This is a genomic window from Aeromonas piscicola (assembly GCF_000820005.1).
Lineage (GTDB): Bacteria > Pseudomonadota > Gammaproteobacteria > Enterobacterales > Aeromonadaceae > Aeromonas > Aeromonas piscicola.
Genome location: NZ_CDBL01000027.1, coordinates 1 through 19,082, shown reverse-complemented (window position 1 = coordinate 19,082; position 19,082 = coordinate 1). Strand labels below are relative to the sequence as shown.

15 protein-coding genes and 3 tRNA genes are annotated in these 19,082 nt (G+C 59.5%); 11 read left to right on the top strand and 7 right to left on the bottom strand.

Going from position 1 to position 19,082, the window contains the following annotated elements; translation table 11 throughout:
- Positions 1-19: 19 nt before the first annotated feature.
- The 9 genes from BN1128_RS04370 to BN1128_RS04330 all read left to right on the top strand — a co-directional run bounded on the left by BN1128_RS04370 (position 20) and on the right by BN1128_RS04330 (position 7,454).
- Entirely contained in the window at positions 20-511 is a 492-nt protein-coding gene (locus BN1128_RS04370) for a nicotinamide-nucleotide amidohydrolase family protein (RefSeq protein WP_042866552.1), read from the top strand.
- 80 nt (positions 512-591) lie between these two features.
- Positions 592-1,653, top strand: a complete 1,062-nt coding sequence (gene recA / locus BN1128_RS04365; RefSeq protein WP_042866551.1) for a recombinase RecA — start codon at positions 592-594, stop codon at positions 1,651-1,653.
- Positions 1,654-1,688: 35 nt separating this feature from the next.
- Entirely contained in the window at positions 1,689-2,210 is a 522-nt protein-coding gene (locus BN1128_RS04360; RefSeq protein WP_042866549.1) for a regulatory protein RecX, read from the top strand.
- A 511-nt stretch (positions 2,211-2,721) separates the two neighbouring features.
- On the top strand, positions 2,722-5,346 hold the full coding sequence (gene alaS / locus BN1128_RS04355) for an alanine--tRNA ligase (RefSeq protein WP_042866548.1): 2,625 nt from the start codon (positions 2,722-2,724) through the stop codon (positions 5,344-5,346).
- 16 nt (positions 5,347-5,362) lie between these two features.
- Positions 5,363-6,610, top strand: coding sequence for an aspartate kinase (locus tag BN1128_RS04350; RefSeq protein WP_042866547.1), 1,248 nt, complete (start codon positions 5,363-5,365; stop codon positions 6,608-6,610).
- Positions 6,611-6,703: 93 nt separating this feature from the next.
- On the top strand, positions 6,704-6,892 hold the full coding sequence (gene csrA / locus BN1128_RS04345) for a carbon storage regulator CsrA (RefSeq protein ID WP_005315760.1): 189 nt from the start codon (positions 6,704-6,706) through the stop codon (positions 6,890-6,892).
- A 212-nt stretch (positions 6,893-7,104) separates the two neighbouring features.
- A tRNA-Ser gene (locus BN1128_RS04340) sits at positions 7,105-7,197 on the top strand.
- A gap of 3 nt (positions 7,198-7,200) precedes the next feature.
- Positions 7,201-7,277: transfer RNA gene (locus BN1128_RS04335), tRNA-Arg, on the top strand.
- Positions 7,278-7,377: 100 nt separating this feature from the next.
- Positions 7,378-7,454, top strand: a tRNA-Arg gene (locus tag BN1128_RS04330).
- Positions 7,455-7,775: 321 nt separating this feature from the next.
- Here the strand turns inward: BN1128_RS04330 and pbpG are convergent.
- The 6 genes from pbpG to pepA form a co-directional block, all read right to left on the bottom strand.
- A complete protein-coding gene (gene pbpG, locus BN1128_RS04325) occupies positions 7,776-8,603 on the bottom strand; it encodes a D-alanyl-D-alanine endopeptidase (RefSeq protein WP_042866545.1) in 828 nt (275 codons plus the stop codon).
- A 138-nt stretch (positions 8,604-8,741) separates the two neighbouring features.
- Positions 8,742-9,407 (bottom strand): DedA family protein, encoded by a 666-nt coding sequence (locus tag BN1128_RS04320; RefSeq protein ID WP_042866544.1) that lies wholly within the window; start codon positions 9,405-9,407, stop codon positions 8,742-8,744.
- Positions 9,408-9,427: 20 nt separating this feature from the next.
- Positions 9,428-10,720: a hemolysin family protein gene (locus tag BN1128_RS04315; protein ID WP_042866542.1), complete on the bottom strand. Its 1,293-nt coding sequence runs from the start codon at positions 10,718-10,720 to the stop codon at positions 9,428-9,430.
- 186 nt (positions 10,721-10,906) lie between these two features.
- Positions 10,907-13,759: a valine--tRNA ligase gene (locus tag BN1128_RS04310; RefSeq protein ID WP_042866540.1), complete on the bottom strand. Its 2,853-nt coding sequence runs from the start codon at positions 13,757-13,759 to the stop codon at positions 10,907-10,909.
- Between the two features lie 65 nt (positions 13,760-13,824).
- Positions 13,825-14,280: a DNA polymerase III subunit chi gene (locus tag BN1128_RS04305; protein WP_042866539.1), complete on the bottom strand. Its 456-nt coding sequence runs from the start codon at positions 14,278-14,280 to the stop codon at positions 13,825-13,827.
- A gap of 174 nt (positions 14,281-14,454) precedes the next feature.
- Positions 14,455-15,963, bottom strand: a complete 1,509-nt coding sequence (gene pepA, locus BN1128_RS04300) for a leucyl aminopeptidase (RefSeq protein ID WP_042866538.1) — start codon at positions 15,961-15,963, stop codon at positions 14,455-14,457.
- Positions 15,964-16,135: 172 nt separating this feature from the next.
- Between pepA and lptF the strand changes: the two genes are divergently transcribed.
- Positions 16,136-17,248, top strand: coding sequence for an LPS export ABC transporter permease LptF (gene lptF / locus BN1128_RS04295; protein WP_042866537.1), 1,113 nt, complete (start codon positions 16,136-16,138; stop codon positions 17,246-17,248).
- Between the two features lie 140 nt (positions 17,249-17,388).
- Positions 17,389-18,459: an LPS export ABC transporter permease LptG gene (gene lptG, locus BN1128_RS04290; RefSeq protein ID WP_042866536.1), complete on the top strand. Its 1,071-nt coding sequence runs from the start codon at positions 17,389-17,391 to the stop codon at positions 18,457-18,459.
- Positions 18,460-18,519: 60 nt separating this feature from the next.
- On the opposite strand, the gene BN1128_RS04285 is transcribed toward lptG, so the two are convergent.
- A complete protein-coding gene (locus BN1128_RS04285; RefSeq protein ID WP_042866535.1) occupies positions 18,520-19,041 on the bottom strand; it encodes an RDD family protein in 522 nt (173 codons plus the stop codon).
- Positions 19,042-19,082: the final 41 nt, after the last annotated feature.

The following is a 19,082-nucleotide window of genomic DNA, read 5'->3' as shown; positions in this document are numbered from 1 at the left end:
CGGATCAGAAGGAGCCGGGATGAAACTGGATGCTGAAATAGAGCAGATCGCCACCGAGCTGGGCCTGGCCCTGAGCCAGCGTGGCTGGTTGGCGGCCACCGCCGAATCCTGTACCGGTGGCGGGGTGGCCACGGCCATCACCGACATAGCCGGCAGCTCCGGCTGGTTCGATCGCGGCTTTGTCACCTACACCAACGAAGCCAAGCAGCAGATGCTGGGGGTGAGCGGCGAGAGTCTTGCACAGCATGGCGCCGTGAGCGAGGCCGTGGTGCTGGAGATGGCCCGTGGCGCGCTGGCCCACTCGTCGGCCGCCATCAGCGTGGCCATCAGCGGCATCGCGGGCCCCGGCGGCGCCACCGAGGACAAACGGGTCGGCACCGTCTGGTTCGCCTGGGCGGACTGCAATGGCCGTCATCACTCCCTGCTGGCCCGTTTCGACGGGGACCGGCGACAGGTACGCCAGCAGGCGGTCAGGCAGGCCCTGGCCGGTCTGTTGGCCCTGCTCAGATAAATTGGGCTTGATACTGTATGAATAGACAGTATACTTAGCCCAACTTCACTTCTTACTCACGATTTCCAGCGGAGATTGGCATGGATCAGAACAAACAGAAGGCACTGGCGGCTGCGCTGGGTCAGATTGAAAAGCAGTTCGGCAAAGGTTCCATCATGCGTCTGGGCGACAGCAAGACCATGGATATCGAAGCCATCTCTACCGGTTCCCTCTCTCTGGACGTGGCGCTGGGCATCGGCGGCCTGCCGTGTGGTCGTATCGTCGAGATCTACGGCCCGGAATCTTCCGGTAAAACCACCCTCACCCTGCAGGTGATTGCGGAAGCCCAGAAGAAGGGCAAGGTCTGTGCCTTCATCGATGCGGAACATGCCCTCGACCCCATCTATGCGGCCAAGCTGGGCGTCAACGTCGATGACCTGCTGATCTCCCAGCCGGATACGGGTGAACAGGCGCTGGAAATCTGCGACATGCTGGTGCGCTCCAACGCGGTTGACGTCATCATAGTCGACTCGGTGGCGGCCCTGACCCCGAAAGCGGAAATCGAAGGCGAGATGGGTGATTCCCACGTCGGCCTGCAGGCTCGTCTGATGTCCCAGGCGTTGCGCAAGCTGACCGCCAACATCAAGAACGCCAACTGCCTCTGCATCTTCATCAACCAGATCCGGATGAAGATCGGCGTTATGTTCGGCAGCCCGGAAACCACTACCGGTGGTAACGCGCTCAAGTTCTACGCCTCCGTGCGTCTGGATATCCGTCGCATCGGCGCCATCAAGGAAGGTGACGAAGTGGTCGGTAACGAGACCCGCGTCAAGGTGGTCAAGAACAAGGTTGCCCCTCCCTTCAAGCAGGCTGAATTCCAGATCTTCTACGGTGTCGGTATCTCCAAGGAGGGCGAGCTGGTGGATCTGGGCGTCAAGCACAAGCTGATCGACAAGGCCGGTGCCTGGTACAGCTACAACGGCGAGAAGATCGGCCAGGGCAAGGCCAACGTGATGAAGCTCTTCTCCGAGAACAAGGCGATGGCGGCGGAGGTCGAAGCCAGACTGCGTGAGCTGCTGCTCTCCGGTGATGCGCCGGCCGAGAAGCCGGTGGCGGCTGATGCTGACGAGCTCGAAGCCGAAAGCGAACAAGAGTTCGAATAATAGGAAGGCCGGGTTAACCCCCGGCCTTGTCATTTATGGCTGATATATCTACTCCCAGCGAGCCCCCTGAACTCTCCTTCGAAGAGCAGTTTGCCGCCGCCAGAGCCTTCGCCATGCGCAGCCTGGCCCGCCGCGAGAGCGCCGAGTCGGAGCTGGCCAACCGGTTGCGCAAGCAGGGCTTCAATGACGAGGTGATCGAGGCGGTGCTCGACTACTGTCGCGGCTACAACTGGGTCGATGACGAGCGTTATGGCGCCATGGCGGTACGAGCCGGTGCGACCAAGGGGCAGGGTCCCATCAAGATCCGCTTCGATCTGCGCCGCAAAGGGCTGAGTGATGCGCAGATAGAGGCCGCCTTCGAACAGCCCGAGCTGGACTGGTTCGAGCTGGCACTCGCGTTGCTGCAACGACGGGCCAGGGTCAGTGATCTGGGGGATTTCAAACTGCGGATGAAGTGGATCAAGTATCTGCTGGGACGCGGATTCAACCAGGATCAGGCTCGTTATGCCATCGCAGCCATGTTGGAGCAGAGTGCTTCGCGTGGCGTTTGCCACTGACGGTTGAATGGGTCGCCAAGAAAGCGGCTTGAAGAGGGTGCCTGAGTGGCTCTTTGTCATGGTTATCGCGGGTGGCTTCACCACGTTGGCTGTGTAGAGGGTTGCCACCCCATGGCCTTCGTCACCCCGCGCTGCTCCTGAACGCCCTCTGGTGCGCCCCTTTTCTTCCACTGTGCTTGTATTGCGCTGGCTCCTTGCCAGAGATCTGGCCAGTGGGGGCCATCAATGCCATCGGCCGTGCCACATAGCGTCATCGGTTCGCGATTTAGCCATGGCTGGCCTAAGGATCGACATGCTGCCGGAGCGATAGACTCTCGGATCCGAGCCTGAAAACTCTCCCGCTGCTGACCACATTTCCCCGCTAAAAACGGCAGGTTTGCCTCCCTTGTCTGCCAACACGGCGTTATGCGCGCTTTTTCACCCGTCACGGGCTGGTACGTTTTACTTTACCCCGCAGAAAACTTACATTAATGCGGTTAAAAGTCCGTATTCGAATCAAGCAGGATTTTCCATGTATATGTCCACGTCAGAGTTACGCTCAGCGTTTCTCGAGTATTTCCGCTCCCAGGGGCACCAGGTTGTCTCCTCCAGCTCGCTGGTGCCGCATAACGACCCGACCCTGTTGTTCACCAACGCAGGTATGAACCAGTTCAAGGATGTATTCCTTGGCGCCGACAAGCGTGCCTATAACCGTGCCACCACGGCCCAGCGTTGCGTGCGGGCTGGCGGCAAGCACAATGACCTGGAAAACGTCGGCTATACCGCGCGTCACCACACCTTCTTCGAGATGCTGGGCAACTTCAGCTTCGGTGACTACTTCAAGCAGGACGCCATTCGTTTTGCCTGGGAATTCCTGACCGGGACCCTAAAGCTGCCCAAAGAGCGCCTGCTGGTAACCGTGTATGAGACGGATGATGAAGCCTTCGACATCTGGGCAAACGAAATGGGTGTGCCGGTCGAGCGCATAGTGCGCATCGGCGACAACAAGGGCGCTCCGTTTGCTTCCGATAACTTCTGGCAGATGGGTGATACAGGTCCGTGCGGCCCTTGCACCGAGATCTTCTATGACCACGGCGATCACCTCTGGGGTGGCCCTCCTGGTTCACCGGAAGAGGATGGCGACCGTTTCATCGAGATCTGGAACGTGGTGTTCATGCAGTTCAACCGTCAGGTCGACGGCACCATGGAACCGCTGCCCCGTCCGTCCGTGGATACCGGCATGGGGCTGGAGCGTATCTCCGCCATCATGCAGGGTGTGCACTCCAACTATGAAATCGACATCTTCCAGGCACTGATCAAGAAAGCGGCCGAGATAGTCGGCACCACGGATCTGAACAACCAGTCCCTGCGGGTCATCGCCGATCACATTCGCTCCTGCGCCTTCCTGGTGGCGGACGGTGTCATGCCGTCCAACGAAGGGCGTGGCTATGTGCTGCGTCGCATCATCCGCCGCGCAGTGCGTCACGGTCGCAAGCTGGGCGCCACCGACGTCTTCTTCTACAAGTTGGCCGCCGAACTGGCCGTGCAGATGAAAGACGTGGCGGCCGAGCTGATCGCCCAGCTGCCGCTGGTCGAGCGCGTGCTGCGCATCGAGGAAGAGCAGTTCGTTCGCACCCTGGATCGCGGCCTGCTGCTGCTGGAAGACGTGCTGACCAATCTGGGCGATGCCAAGATCATCCCGGGTGAGGTGGTGTTCAAGCTGTATGACACCTATGGCTTCCCGGCAGATCTCACCGCCGATGTGGTGCGCGAGCGCGAAATCGGTATCGACGAAGAGGGCTTCAACGCCGAGATGGAGAAGCAGCGCGCCCGCGCGAAAGAGGCCTCCAGCTTCGGTGTGAACTACAACGAAGTGCTCAAGCTCGACTTCGAGACCCCCTTTACTGGTTACAAGCAGCTGAGTCAGAAGACGACCGTCCTCGGCATCTACAAGGATGGCGTCGAAGTGAACGGCCTCATCTCAGGTGAAGAAGCCGTGGTCGTGCTGGCCGAAACCCCCTTCTACGCCGAGTCCGGCGGTCAGGTGGGTGACAGCGGAATCCTCAAGGTGGATGACGGCATCTTCGCCGTGACCGATACCCAGAAAGCGGGCAAGGCCATCATTCACAAGGGATATCTGGAGCTGGGTACCCTGGAGAAGGGCGCCGAGGTCGAAGCCGTGGTCGATGGCGAGCGCCGTCAGGCCGTGGCCCTGAACCACTCTGTGACTCACCTGCTGCACGCCGCCCTGCGTCAGGCGCTGGGTGATCACGTGACCCAGAAAGGTTCTCTGGTGGGCGCCGAGCGCATGCGCTTTGACTTCTCCCACTTCGAAGGACTGACCATGGCGACCATTCGCCGGGTCGAGGAGCTGGTCAATGCCCAGATCCGTGCCAACCACGACATCGCTACCCAGGTAATGGATCTGGAAGCGGCCAAGTCGGCCGGTGCCATGGCGCTGTTTGGTGAAAAATATGAAGACGACGTGCGCGTAGTGCGCATGGGCGACTACTCCACCGAGCTGTGCGGCGGTACTCACGCCAAGCGTACCGGTGACATCGGCTTCTTCAAGATCATCGCCGAGAGCGGCATTGCCGCCGGTGTGCGTCGCATCGAAGCCGTGACCGGCAAGGGTGCCATCGATTTCATGCACCAGATGGGTGAGCAGATCGAAGAGGCCGCGGCTCTGGTGAAGGGGGATCAGTTCTCCATCGCCGATAAAGTGCGCCAGATACTGGACAAGTCCAAGATGATGGAGCGCGAGCTGGAGCAGCTCAAGGCCAAGCTGGCGGCGCAGGCCGGCAGCGACCTGCTGAGTCAGGTGATCGAGATCAATGGCCGGAAGGTGCTGATCGCGGCGCTGGAAGGGGCCGATCCCAAGTCACTGCGCGGCATGCTGGACGAGCTGAAGAATCAGATGAAGTCCGGTGTCGTGCTGCTGGCAACCAGCAGCGATGACAAGGTCAACCTGATTGCCGGCGTGACCAGCGATTTGACCGGCAAGGTCAAGGCCGGTGAGCTGGTCAATCTGGTGGCCCAGCAGGTGGGCGGCAAGGGCGGTGGTCGTCCCGACATGGCGCAGGCGGGTGGTACCCAGCCGGAAGCCGTGCCTGCGGCGCTGCAATCTGTTCACTCCTGGCTGGAAGAGCGCCTGTAATCGGGCGAGGTGATCTGTGGCACTCTATGTACAGAAGTACGGCGGCACCTCGGTCGGCACGCTGGAGCGGATCGAGGCGGTGGCTGAGCGGGTTCAACTGACCCGCGCCCAGGGACACGATGTGGTGGTGGTTGTCTCCGCCATGTCGGGCGAAACCAACCGGTTGCTGGGCATGGCCCAGCAGCTGGATCCGGATGCCAACCGGCGCGAGATGGATGTGCTGGTTTCCACCGGTGAGCAGGTCACCATAGCGCTGCTGGCGATCGCGTTGAACAAACGCGGTTGTCCCGCGGTCTCGATGACCGGCGATCAGGTACGCATTCATACCGACTCCGCCTATGGCAAGGCGCGCATCAGCCACATCGACACCGAGCAGGTTCAGGCTGAGCTGGGGGCGGGCAAGGTGGTGGTGATCGCCGGATTCCAGGGCCGTGATGCGCACAACGCCATCACGACGCTGGGACGCGGTGGTTCGGATACCACGGCAGTGGCGGTAGCCGCAGCCATCAAGGCCGATGAATGCCAGATCTTTACCGATGTGGATGGGGTCTATACCACGGATCCGCGCATCGAGCCCAAGGCCCGTCGTCTTTCCACCATCACCTTTGAGGAGATGCTGGAGATGGCGAGCCTGGGGGCCAAGGTGCTGCAGATCCGTTCGGTGGAGTTCGCGGGCAAGTACCGCGTACCACTACGGGTGCTGTCGAGCTTTGTCGATGGAGAGGGAACCTTAATCACATATGGAGGTGAGAGGATGGAAGCTCCCCTGGTATCCGGGATTGCGTTCAATCGCAACGAGGCCAGCCTGACTATTCTGGGTGTGCCGGACCGGCCCACGGTGGCGGCGCAGATCCTGAATCCGATCAGCGATGCCAACATTGATGTCGACATGATAGTGCAGAACACCCTGGGCGACGGCACCGCCGATTTCACCTTCACGGTGAATCGCGATGACTATCGCCGGGCGCGCGCCCTGCTGGAGGAGACCGCCAGCGAGCTGGGCGCCGCCTGCGTGCAGGGCAACGGCGAGATAGCCAAGGTGTCCATTGTCGGCGTCGGCATGTGGAATCATCCCGGGGTCGCGCGCACCATGTTCAAGGTATTGGGCGAGGAGGGGATCAACATGCAGTTGATTTCCACCTCTGAAATCAAAATATCCGTGGTGATTGACGAGAAGTACCTGGAGCTGGCGGTACGCGCGTTGCACGCCGCTTTCGGGCTGGATAATGAGCCTCATGAGCAGCCCTTGGGGAACAATCCCTGATTGATTTAGTTTCAACCATTTACCATATCGGTATCTTTGTAAGATAATGTCGCATATCGATATAAATACAAAACAGGATACAGGAGCAAGCGAATGCTTATTTTGACTCGTCGTGTAGGGGAAACCCTGATGATTGGTGATGAAGTGACTGTCACCGTACTGGGCGTTAAAGGCAATCAGGTTCGTATCGGTGTGAACGCACCGAAAGAGGTCTCCGTGCACCGCGAAGAGATCTACATGCGGATACAGGCCGAGAAAGTTCCGGGCCAACCGAATTTCTAAGCCGCATCGATAGCTGCTTGAAGGCGACACCTCTGTGTCGCCTTTTGTTTTTCTGTGCCCCGGAAATTGCCCTGCAAGGCACTAAACTGCGGGATAAGTACTGATATTGTTTGAATATTCCACGCTTTGGCCAAATGCTGAGCGAACGCGCTTTTTTCTCCAAAAAAGTGTTTGACTAAAAATCCCTGTGAAGTATTATCAGCCCCGCAAACGGAGAGGTGGCCGAGAGGCTGAAGGCGCTCCCCTGCTAAGGGAGTATGCGGCTTATACCCGCATCGGGGGTTCGAATCCCCCCTTCTCCGCCATTTGCGCCCGTAGCTCAGCTGGATAGAGTACCTGGCTACGAACCAGGTGGTCGGAGGTTCGAATCCTCCCGGGCGCACCATATTACGACTCAAGCAAGAGTCATGTGTTGACCATCAGCAAGTCGACACTTTGGAAAAGGCTTACTGATAAGTAAGCTTTTTTTATCGTTTTAAATCAGGGCGCCCGTAGCTCAGCTGGATAGAGTACCTGGCTACGAACCAGGTGGTCGGAGGTTCGAATCCTCCCGGGCGCACCATATAGACAGCCTCGACTCAGGTCGGGGCTGTTTTTTTATGGGCAGGATCCGGTGGGTGAAGGTCGATACGCTACCGCAGGGCACCGTCAGGTATTGCTTCCCTTATCCCTCTGTTCTTCTCCCGCTATGCCCCTGAATTCCTTGCCCTATCGCACCATGCAGCGTTCCTTCTCCAGGTAGCAGTCCCAGTAGGTTCCGGCTCTTTGCTGCGTCCTGAGGCGCGCTGACGGCACATGGTTAGGCGGGTGGAGGTGAGGTGCGGGTCTGCGGGCAATAAAAAAGGATGCCGCAGCATCCTTTTTCCAATTTCGCGTTGGAGACTCAGCTTTTCAGCCACTTGCGAATGCGGTTGGCATCGCCGATGGGGGTGCGTTTGCCCACAGAGTTGAGCAGCACTATGGCCAGCTCGCGGCTGTCCGGTTTGGCGCGCATCAGCAGGCAGCGGCCCGCCTCGTCGGTGAAACCCGTCTTGGAGAGGCGTACATCCCAGTCCGGGTTCTTCACCAGCGGGTTGGTGTTGTTGAACATCAGGCTGTAGGCGGGGGTGCTGAAACGCATCTCCTTGTTGGTGTCCTGGGTGAATTCACGGATCAGCGGCTGGCGATAGGCGGCAGAGATGAGCCTGGCCAGATCCTGAGCGGTGGAGACGTTGCGCGTCGACAAGCCGGTGGAGTCGTAGAAACGGCTGTTGCGCATGCCAAGTTGCTTGGCCTTGTTGTTCATGGCGCGCACGAAGGCGGGACGTCCACCGGGATAGTGGCGCGCCAGGGCCGAGGCCATCCGGTTCTCGGAGGACATCAGTGCCAGGTGCAGCGCATCGCGGCGTGTTACTTTTGTGCCCATGCGCACCCGGGAATAGGTGTGCTTGATGGCATCCCTGTCATTTTGATCTATGGTCAGGGTCTGGTTGAGATCCTGGCGAGCATCCAGTACCACCAGCGCCGTCATCAGCTTGGTGATCGAGGCGATCGGTCGTACCCGGGTGGCATTCTTCTGATACAGGGTCTTGCCCGTATTGACATCCATCACCAGTGCGCTGCTCGATTGCAGCTGCAGTTTGGCCGGGTTGGGGGCAGCCAATGCTGCTGGCAAGCCCAGCAGTCCAACCAATGCATATACCAGCGCCATTGCGCTAACCCGACACCGCATACTACCGACTCCGTTCACGTCGAAAAAAAGGCGCTAGATTCACTCATTTTTACCCTTGCTTTACAAGAGTATCAGAGAGTAATTCGCCATTATTTCGATAAAAAAAGGGCCATCCTGCGATGGCCCTTTCCATTTGTCTCAATCCCGTGGGGGGACGGCTTTGCGTTTGCTCAGCCAGCGCCAGATGAGGGCGACAATACCACCGACCAGCAGCACCAGCGGCAGGTAGAGAATGATGCTGAGGAACTGTGACTCATACTGGGCCGCCAGCTTGGTGTGGCTAAGGTAGTAACCCAGGCTCACCAGCGGGGTGACCCACATGATGGAGCTGACCAGATTGACGATGAGGAAACGCCCCTGCGGGATCTCGGTCGCCCCGACTATGTAGGGATAGACGGTGCGCACGAAGGCGATGTAGCGGGCAGTGATCAGGGTCAGGATGCCGTACTTGTTGAGCAGGTAGAACACCTTCTCCTTGTGCTTGTCGTCCATGTGGGACATCAGGCGATGGTACATGCGGGTATGGCCCAGGAAGCGCCCTTGCATATAGCCGAACCAGGTACCGACGAAGGTGGCCAGGATCAGCAGTGGCACTATGCCAAGGGGGAGCACGCCCTGATAGATGAGCACACCCGTCAGGATGAGCAGGCTATCGCCGGGCAGGAAGGCAGTGGGGATGAACCCGTTCTCCAGCACAAGAAAAGTTAGCAACACGCCGCAGACCATGAAGGCCATCTTGGGATCGGACAGAGTCGCCAGATCCTGATGCATAAAGGCGTGAGCCAGTTGGTAAAACTGCTCCATACTCTCAAGCTCCGCTTAAATTAGCTGGGTTGATCGATCAAGGGCATGGCAAGCACCTTGTCGATGCGCAGACCATCCATGTCGACAATTTCCAGTTGCCACTGCTCCAGAGTCACCAGGTCTCCGGTCTGAGGAACACGGCCAAGGAGCAGCATGATAAGCCCTCCGAGGGTGTGATAGTGATGTTTTTCTTCTTCCGGTAGCCGAACCAGTCCCAGGCAGTCCTTCAACTCCGGCAGCGGAATAAGGCCGTCGAGCAGCCAGCTGCCGTCGGTGCGCTGGAAGGCCCAGTTGTCATCGCTGTTATCCTGCTGGAAGTCACCCGCCAGCGTCTCCAGCAGATCCTGCTGGGTGACCAGCCCCTGCAGCTCACCGTATTCGTCCACCACCAGCACCATGTGCTCGGAGTGGGCGCGGAAGTGATTGAGCAGCTCCAGGCCATTGAGGGTCTCCGGCAACAGGCTACCATCCTGGGTCAGGGCCGCCAGATCGATGGGTTCCCCCTTGATGTAGGCGTGCAGCACCTTGTTGACGTTGAGTATGCCCACCAGATCCGAGAGGCTGCCATCGCAAACCGGGAAGAAGCTGTGGCGATACTCCACCAGCCGTTGCAGGTTCACCTCCAGCGGCAGGGCGAGATCCAGATAGCGGATGTCACTGCGTGGCACCATCAGCGAGGAGAGGCTGCGTTCGTCGAGCCGAAACACATTCCGTAACATAGTGTGTTCGTGGTCTTCGATGATCCCGGCTTCGGAACCCTCCACCAGCATGGCGTGGATCTCCTCCTGGGTCACGTTGGCTCCGCCATCCTGCTTGACGCGCAGAATGCGCAGGCTGGCCTTGGTGGAGGCTGACAACAGCCAGACGAAGGGGCGGGTGATGGCCGCCAGCCACAACATGGGGCGGGCCACCAGACAGGCGATGCGCTCGGCGCTGAGCTGGCCGAGGCGCTTGGGTACCAGTTCGCCAACGACGATGGAGAGATAGGTGACCACGACTATGACCAGCACGGTGGCGAGCAGGCTGCTGCTCTTGGCAGCCATGCCCCACTCCTGCAGCCAGAGGGCCAGCGGTTGGGCCAGCAGGGATTCGCCGTAGATACCGTTGAGCAGACCGATACTGGTGATGCCGATCTGGACGGCTGAGAGGAAATGGGTCGGATCTTCGCTCAGTTTGAGGGCAATGGCGGCTGAGCGGCTGCCTTCACTCGCCATCTTGCTGAGGCGAGCCTTGCGTGCGGTAACGATGGCGATTTCCGACATGGCAAAGACGCCATTAAGCAAAATCAATCCAAACAGGATCAATATTTCCATACTGCAACAGCACTCCGAGTAGAAAAGATCGCTGGCAGTGTAATGAATTTGGGGGCGATGCGCTTGTGAAAGCAGGTGATTTGGCTCGCTAATTTTGTACAGAGGGGCGAAGAAAGGCCGTGAGAAGGGATTTATGGCAACAAAAAGCCCCCTGCGGGAGGGGGCTTTTTCAGGCGTGCAACTGCCTTACAGGGCGGCTATTTCGGTCTGCTGGGTCTCGAGGGTCACCAGCTGGGCGCGATACTCTTCCAGCTTCTCGCGCTCCTTGGCGATGACGGCTTCCGGCGCCTTGGCCACGAAGGCCTCATTGCCGAGTTTGCCTTCGATGCGGGCGCACTCGCCGACCAGTTTGGCCACTTCCTTGGCCAGACGGGCCAGTTCGGCATCCTTGTCGATGAGGCCTGCCATCGGGATCATCAGCTCGGTGGCACCGATCAGCTTCTTCACTGACAAGGGAGCCACTTCACCATCCGCCAGCACGCGGATGGATTCCAGACGGGCCAGGGACTTGAGGAAGGCCTCGTTGTCACCGGCGCGCTGGCTATCTTTGGCATCGCACTTGAGCAGCACGTTCAGACCCACGCTCGGCGCCACGTTCATCTCGGCGCGGATGTTGCGAATGCCGACGATGAACTCCTTCACCCACTCCTGATCCGCCATGGCGGCGTCATCTACCTTGGCGGCATCGAACTCAGGGAAGGCCTGCAGCATGATGGTGTCTGCGTGCACACCGGTCAGTGGCGCCACCGATTTCCAGATGGTTTCGGTGATGAACGGGATGATCGGGTGCGCCAGACGCAGCAGGGTTTCCAGTACGGTCACGAGGGTGTGACGGGTGGCACGCTGCTCGGCCTCGGAACCCTTGCCCAGCACCGGCTTGGTCAGCTCCAGATACCAGTCGCAGAACTGGTTCCAGATAAATTCGTACAGCACGCCGGCGGCGATGTCGAAGCGGTAGGTATCGAGGGCGGTGCGGAAGTCGCGGATGGCCACTTGCAGCTGGGACTGGATCCAGCGATCTGCCAGGCTGAACACCATCTCACCACCGCCAAAGCCACAATCCTGATCTTCGGTGTTCATCAGTACGTAGCGGGAGGCGTTCCACAGCTTGTTGCAGAAGTTGTTGTAGCCATCCAGGCGCTTCATGTCCCAGTTGATGTCACGACCGGTAGAGGCCAGCGCCGCCAGGGTGAAGCGCAGGGCGTCGGTGCCGTGAGCCTCGATCCCTTCCGGGAACTGCTTGGCGGTACGCTTGCCGATCTTCTCGGCCATCTGCGGCTGCATCATGTTGCCGGTGCGCTTCTCCATCAGGTCTTCCAGCGAGATGCCGTCGATCATGTCGAGCGGATCCAGCACGTTGCCCTTGGACTTGGACATCTTCTGGCCTTCTTCGTCACGGATCAGACCCGTGATGTAGACGGTCTTGAACGGGACTTGCGGCTGGCCGTTCTCGTCCTTGATGAAGTGCATGGTCATCATGATCATCCGGGCGATCCAGAAGAAGATGATGTCGAAGCCGCTCATCAGCACGTCGGTCGGGTGGAAGGTCTTGAGCGCTTCGGTGTTGTTCGGCCAGCCCAGGGTGGAGAAGGTCCACAGGGCGGAGCTGAACCAGGTGTCGAGCACGTCTTCGTCCTGACGCAGCACTGTCACGGACGGTATGCTGTGCTTGGCACGCACTTCTGCCTCGTCACGGCCCACGTAGACGTTGCCGGCGTCGTCATACCAGGCCGGGATGCGGTGACCCCACCACAGCTGACGGGAGACGCACCAGTCCTGAATGTCGCGCATCCAGGAGAAGTACATGTTCTCGTACTGCTTGGGCACGAACTGGATGCGGCCATCTTCCACCGCTTCGATGGCGGTCTTGGCCATGGGCGCCACGCGCACGTACCACTGGTCGGTCAGCATCGGTTCGATGGGCACGCCACCGCGATCGCCGTAAGGCTGCTGCAGCACGTGATCCTTGATTTCAGCCAGCAGGCCCAGCTCATCCAGCTTGGCCACGATGGTTTTGCGGGCGGCGAAGCGCTCCATACCGGCGAACTCGCTCGGCAGGGTGGCGTCGTAAGCGGTGCTGGGGTTGCCGTTGGTGTCGACCACTTCGGCCTCGGCGCGCACGTGGGCGTCCAGGGTGAAGATGTTGATCATCGGCAGGTTGTGGCGCTTGCCCACTTCGTTATCGTTGAAGTCGTGGGCCGGGGTGATCTTCACGCAGCCGGTGCCCTTCTCCATGTCGGCGTGTTCGTCGGCGACGATGGGGATCAGACGGTTCACCAGTGGCAGCAGTATGTGCTGGCCGATCAGCGCTTTGTAACGGGGATCTTCCGGGTTCACGGCCACGGCGGTATCGCCCAGCATGGTTTCCGGACGGGTGGTGGCGACGATCAGGTGATCCTGACCTTCAGCTGTCTTGGCGCCGTTGGCCAGCGGATAGCGCAGGTGCCACATGTGGCCCTTGATCTCGCGGTTTTCCACTTCCAGATCGGAGATGGCGGTGTTGAGCTTGGGATCCCAGTTCACCAGACGCTTGCCGCGGTACATCAGGCCATCTTCGTAGAGACGGACAAACACTTCCTGCACGGCGCTCGAGAGACCCTCATCCATGGTGAAGCGCTCGCGCTCCCAATCCACTGAGTCGCCCAGACGGCGCATCTGGCGGGTGATGGTGCCACCGGACTCTTCCTTCCACTGCCAGATCTTGTCGATGAAGGCATCACGGCCGTAGTCGTGACGGGTCTTGCCCTCTTCTGCGGCGATCTTGCGCTCCACCACCATCTGGGTGGCGATACCGGCGTGGTCGGTGCCCGCCTGCCACAGGGTATTCTTGCCCTGCATGCGGTTGTAGCGGATCAGGGTATCCATCAGGGTTTGCTGGAAGGCGTGACCCATGTGCAGGCTGCCGGTTACGTTCGGCGGCGGGATCATGATGCAGAAGGAGTCTTTGCTGGTGTCGCCGTGGGGCTTGAAGTAACCCTGGGCTTCCCAGTGCTGATAGAGCGCCTGTTCGATGGCGTTGTGATTAAAAGTCTTTTCCATGGTCTCGCCGTAATCTGGATGGATGGAGTCTGGTGTTGATTCGTCGTGGATCGAGGGTGGTGCAGTCAGGGCTGCGCCGGATCCGGTGCGGCAAGGACGGGCTGATCCCTCATCTCGAGGGCATGGCCTGCCTGGCGATAGTGCTTGTAGCGCTCGCGGGCTTGCTGCTTTTGCGTTTCGTCAGTGGGGACAAAATCTACCACTTGAGCGAAGTGTCCTGCAAACAAAGGTGTCTCTCTGGCCAGATTGATGAGGCGGGCGTAGCGTCGCTTTGGCGGCTGATGGCCTATCTCCACCGGCGCCTGACCGCTCTCGCCCTGCAGCTGGTGCGGCACGAAACGCTCCGGTGGCAGTTGCCACAACAGCTCGTCCAGGCGTAGGGCCTGCGCCTCGTCGTCGCACAGCAGGTAGAGATGGCCCGCACTCCAGCCATCGGCTACGAGCTGGCAGGCGAGCCGTTCGACGGCGCTGGCCTGTGCGTCATCCTGTTCGTTCATCAGGTAAAAAGTCACTTGGCTCATCAGGTTGATCCCGTTTTGCGGTGACGGACTATTGACCGCCGAAGAGGCTGACAGGGAGTTTTCCCGCCTGCTGCTCACTGATTCAAGAATGAAACAAGGAAGAGGCGGGCCTCTTCCTTGTGGTACTGGGCAACTCCCGCGCTTCCGATGCATTCATCGAAGGGGGCAGGGGAGTTACTCCTTCTCTTCGATATCCACGCCGGCCCGGTTCAGCAGGAACTGGGTCAGCAGGGGAACCGGACGACCGGTGGAGCCTTTATCCTTGCCACTCTTCCAGGCGGTCCCGGCGATATCCAGGTGGGCCCAGTTGTACTTCTTGGTGAAGCGTGACAGGAAGGCGGCAGCGGTAATGGTGCCGGCCGGACGACCGCCTATGTTGGCCATGTCGGCAAACGGGCTCTCCAGCTGTTCCTGATACTCGTCGAACAGCGGCAGGCGCCAGGCGCGATCGCCAGCCTGCTCGGAGGCATTGAGCAGCTCGTGAGCCAGCGGGTTGTGGTTGGCCAGCAGCCCCGTGGTGTGGTGGCCCAGCGCTATGATGCAGGCACCGGTCAGGGTCGCCACATCGATGACGGTCTCGGGATCGTAACGATCCACATAGGTGAGCGCATCGCACAGCACCAGGCGGCCTTCCGCATCCGTGTTCAGCACTTCGATGGTCTGGCCGGACATGGAGGTGAGGATGTCACCCGGGCGATAGGCGTTGCCACCCGGCATGTTCTCGCAACCGGCCAGCACGCCTATGACGTTGATGGGCAGCTGCAACTGGGCCAGGGCGTGCATGGTGCCGAGCACGGAGGCGGCGCCACCCATGTCGTACTTCATCTCGTCCATGCCTTCGGCCGGCTTGATGGAGATGCCGCCCGAATCGAAGGTCAGACCCTTGCCGACCAGCACGATGGGCTTGGCATCGGCGTTGCCCTTGTATTCGATGATGGCCATCATGGCTTCATTCTCGGAGCCACGGGCCACCGCCAGATAGGAGTTCATGCCGAGCTCGGCCATCTCCTGCTCACCGATCACCTTGGTGGTGATGTTGTCGAAGGCATCGGCCAGACGACGAGCCTGGGAGGCCAGATAGGCCGGATTGCAGACGTTGGGCGGCATGTTGGCCACGTCGCGACAGACCCGCACCCCTTTCGCCACGGCCAGACCGTGGGAGATGGCTTTTTCACCAATGGTCAGTTCCCGACGCGTCGGCACGTTGAACACCAGCTTGCGCAGCGGACGGCGCGGCTCGGCCTTGTTGGTCTTGAACTGATCGAAGCTGTAGAGGCCCGCCTTGGTGGTTTCCACCGCCTGGCGCACCTTCCAATAGGTATCCCGACCCTTGACGTGCAGTTCGGTCAGGAAGCAGACCGCTTCCATGGAACCCGTCTCGTTGAGGGTGGTGATGGTCTTGTTGATGATCTGCTTGTACTGGCGTTCGTCGAGTTCCCGCTCCTTGCCGCAACCGACCAGCAATACGCGCTCGCTGAGCACGCCCGGTACTTGATGCAGCAACAGCATCTGGCCTGGTTTCCCTTCCAGGTCGCCACGGCGCAGCAGCGAACTGATGTAGCCATCGCTGATCTTGTCCAGTTGTTCGGCAACCGGAGAGAGGCGACGGGGCTCGAATACGCCGACCACGACGCAGGCACTGCGTTGCTTCTCAGGACTGCCACTCTTTACACTGAACTCCATGGAATCTCCTACATCCTAAAGACAAAAGGCACCTTTTATTGAATAATGCGGTGCTTGTTGGGGTATCAGAGGCGGAGCGAACAGCCATAGGCTCCGCAGTTCAAACTGGTAAAAATCCAATATACGGCCCTATTTTTCAGGCATTCGACTAAAAACACAAGTTTACTTGGGAATGACTGTGATCGTTTTCCGATATTTGTTCAGGGAAACCCTGAAAACCCAGCTGGCAGTGTTGTTCGTGCTGCTGCTTATCTTTGTCAGCCAACAATTTATCCAGATCATCGGCGATGCCGCCGATGGCGAGGTACCGACACGCCTGGTTTCCACCCTGTTGCTGCTCAACCTGCCCAATATGGCGTTGTTGATGCTGCCTATCAGCCTGTTTTTAGCCATCTTGTTTGCTCACGGGCGCCTGTATGCCGAAAGTGAGATGACGGTGCTGCATGCGGTGGGATTCAGTCACCGCTTCGTGATGCGCTGCGCCATGGTGCTGGCCCTGTTGACGGCCGCCGTTGCGGCCTTCAACACCGGCTGGATAGCTCCCCAGGCCAAGGAGCGGGAGTATCAGGTGATCGATGAATTCAAGGCCGATCCGGGTATCTCTTTCCTGCAAGCGGGTCGCTTCATGGAGCTCGACAAGGGACGCCTCGTTGCCTACATCCAGGAGTTGAATGACAAGGGGTCTCTGCTGCAGAAGATCTTCGTGCTGCAACGCTCCCAGGAGGGCAAACCGCCCTCTGTGGTGGTCGCGACGGAAGGGGTGGTGACCCTCGACAGCAATGGCCTGCAATGGTTGACCCTGAAAGATGGCTCCCGCTACGAGGGTCACTTCAGCACCAGGCAGTTCCAGATCTCCGAATTTGACGAGTACAGTCTGGTGATCCGTCAGCAGGAGATGGAGCGTTCCAGCCGCAAGGCGGCCGCCAAGCCTACCCTGGAGCTGCTGGGTACGCAGGACAACGGCATGATGGCCGAGTTGCAGTGGCGCCTGTCGTTGCCGCTCTCCATCCTGGTGCTCACCTTCCTGGTGGTGCCGCTGGCCAGGGTCAACCCCCGTCAGGGGCGCTACGCCAAGCTGCTGCCTGCCATCTTGCTCTATCTTTCCTACTTCCTGTTGCTCAGTGCGGCGCGCTCGGCTATCGACAGCGGCCGCCTGCCCCACTGGCCGGGGATGTTCCTGGTGCCGCTGGCCTATCTGCTGTTGATCGGTCTGCCGCTCAATCTGCAGGGCACCAGCTGGTGGAACGGGATCAAGACTCTCTATTTCAAAAGAAAATCAGCATGATGCTGCAACTTAGGAGCCTCTGTTGATGGTTGGTATTCTCGACAGGCATATCAATCGGGTCAGCGCTGTGTCGACCCTGTTCTGTGCACAGTATTTCAAGGGAAAATCAGCATGATGCTGCAACTTAGGAATCTCGGCTGATGTTTGGCATTCTCGATAGATATATCGGCAGGGTCATTTTCATGTCGATCCTGTTGTGTGAACTGACCCTGGTCGGGCTGGCTGCGCTCATCAAGTATGTGGAGCAGCTCAGATCCGTGGGGGAAGGCAACTACGACATGATCAATGCGCTCTATTACGTCCTGCTCTCCATGCCCAAGGAGGCGGTTCAGTTCTTCCCGCTGGCGGCTCTGCTGGGAGGGCTCATAGGGCTGGGCCAGCTGGCGACCAGCTCGGAGCTGGTAGTGATGCAGGCGGCGGGTCGTTCCAAGATCAGCATAGTGATGGCGGCGCTCAAGACAGCCATCCCCCTGATGATACTGGTGGGCCTGATGGGTGAGTATGTGGCGCCCATCGCCAAGCGGATGGCGGATGACGTCAAGGCGGGAGCCCTGTCGGAAGGACGGCTGACGGTCTCGGCTTATGGGGTCTGGGCGCGCGATGGCAATAACTTCGTCAACATCAACGGGGTGCGCAACGACGGTGCCCTGACCGGCATCACCCTCTATCGTTTCACCCCGGAGCGCAAGCTGATCGATATCCTCCAGGCGCAGGAGGGGGTGTTTGAACAGCACCACTGGCTGCTCAAGCAGATCCTGGTCACCCGCTTCGATGATCCCAAGCAGATCCAGAGCGAGACGAAGGCCCAGATGGAGTGGACTTCGGAGCTCACTCCCAAACAGCTGGGGGTAGTGAGTATCGATCCTGAAAACCTGCCGGTGGCCGGGTTGCTCGACTACATCGGCTATCTGGATGCCAACAAGCAGGATGCCGGGCGGTACAAGCTGGAGATGTGGCGCAAGCTGCTGTCGCCGCTCTCGGTGGTGGCCATGATACTGCTGGCCTCCTCCTTCATCTTTGGCCCGCTGCGTTCGGTGAGCATGGGCGCGCGGATGCTGATGGGGATCATGACCGGCTTCGCCGTCTATGTGAGTGATAGGGTGTTTGGCCCCATCAGCCTGGTGTACGCGGTGCCGCCTATCCTTGCCGCCATCGCCCCCAGCCTGCTGTTTGGCGGTATCTCCTTCTATATCCTCAGTCGCAAGCAGTAGCGCCGTGCGTTGAGCAGCAAAAAGGGCACCCTGGGTGCCCTTTTTTGTTGCGGTATCTGGTCAGCGGTTCAACTGTTCCAGATTTTCCTGTTTGCCGAGTACCACCACTTCACATTCGGACCAGATGTCCTGAAAGGCGCGCGGTGCCTTGCGGTTGAACAGGCACATCAGGTTGCCGAGGCCGAATGCCGCCGTCGCCAGCCGGATCAGGGCCTGAGTGATGCGGATGTTGCTGCCATCCGCATTCTGGATGCGCAGGCGCCAGGCGCGCATGCCTATGGTCTGACCGGCACGGGTCCAGAACCAGGTGTAAAAACCACAGATGATGAAGGCGAGCCAGGCACTGTAAATCGGGCTGGTCAGCAGCCAGGAGGCATCTTTGCCTTCCGGAAGGGTGGCAGCGCCGGTTGCCAGCAGCAGGTGTGCCACCCCCATCCCGATGAAGCCGGCGATGATCAGCAAGGAGATGACTACCAGATAGTCATAGAGCAGGGCGCCGAGTCGGCGCAACAAGCCCGCCGAAGGGTAGTGGGGGACTGTGTGGGGGGGGGATGTGGGTTGGACTGGTTTACGTTTGGCCATCGTTCTTATTCCATTAATATGATGCGGGCATTCTATGTAAC

What these genes read in the sequence shown, in the direction of transcription:
- alaS (WP_042866548.1), top strand. Translation starts at nt 2,722, where the DNA reads ATGTATATGTCCACGTCAGAGTTACGCTCAGCGTTTCTCGAGTATTTC.
- recA (WP_042866551.1), top strand. Translation starts at nt 592, where the DNA reads ATGGATCAGAACAAACAGAAGGCACTGGCGGCTGCGCTGGGTCAGATT.
- BN1128_RS04360 (WP_042866549.1), top strand. Translation starts at nt 1,689, where the DNA reads ATGGCTGATATATCTACTCCCAGCGAGCCCCCTGAACTCTCCTTCGAA.
- csrA (WP_005315760.1), top strand. Translation starts at nt 6,704, where the DNA reads ATGCTTATTTTGACTCGTCGTGTAGGGGAAACCCTGATGATTGGTGAT.
- BN1128_RS04305 (WP_042866539.1), bottom strand. Translation starts at nt 14,280, where the DNA reads ATGAGCCAAGTGACTTTTTACCTGATGAACGAACAGGATGACGCACAG.
- BN1128_RS04370 (WP_042866552.1), top strand. Translation starts at nt 20, where the DNA reads ATGAAACTGGATGCTGAAATAGAGCAGATCGCCACCGAGCTGGGCCTG.
- lptF (WP_042866537.1), top strand. Translation starts at nt 16,136, where the DNA reads ATGACTGTGATCGTTTTCCGATATTTGTTCAGGGAAACCCTGAAAACC.
- pbpG (WP_042866545.1), bottom strand. Translation starts at nt 8,603, where the DNA reads ATGCGGTGTCGGGTTAGCGCAATGGCGCTGGTATATGCATTGGTTGGA.
- BN1128_RS04310 (WP_042866540.1), bottom strand. Translation starts at nt 13,759, where the DNA reads ATGGAAAAGACTTTTAATCACAACGCCATCGAACAGGCGCTCTATCAG.
- BN1128_RS04320 (WP_042866544.1), bottom strand. Translation starts at nt 9,407, where the DNA reads ATGGAGCAGTTTTACCAACTGGCTCACGCCTTTATGCATCAGGATCTG.
- pepA (WP_042866538.1), bottom strand. Translation starts at nt 15,963, where the DNA reads ATGGAGTTCAGTGTAAAGAGTGGCAGTCCTGAGAAGCAACGCAGTGCC.
- lptG (WP_042866536.1), top strand. Translation starts at nt 17,389, where the DNA reads ATGTTTGGCATTCTCGATAGATATATCGGCAGGGTCATTTTCATGTCG.
- BN1128_RS04285 (WP_042866535.1), bottom strand. Translation starts at nt 19,041, where the DNA reads ATGGCCAAACGTAAACCAGTCCAACCCACATCCCCCCCCCACACAGTC.
- BN1128_RS04315 (WP_042866542.1), bottom strand. Translation starts at nt 10,720, where the DNA reads ATGGAAATATTGATCCTGTTTGGATTGATTTTGCTTAATGGCGTCTTT.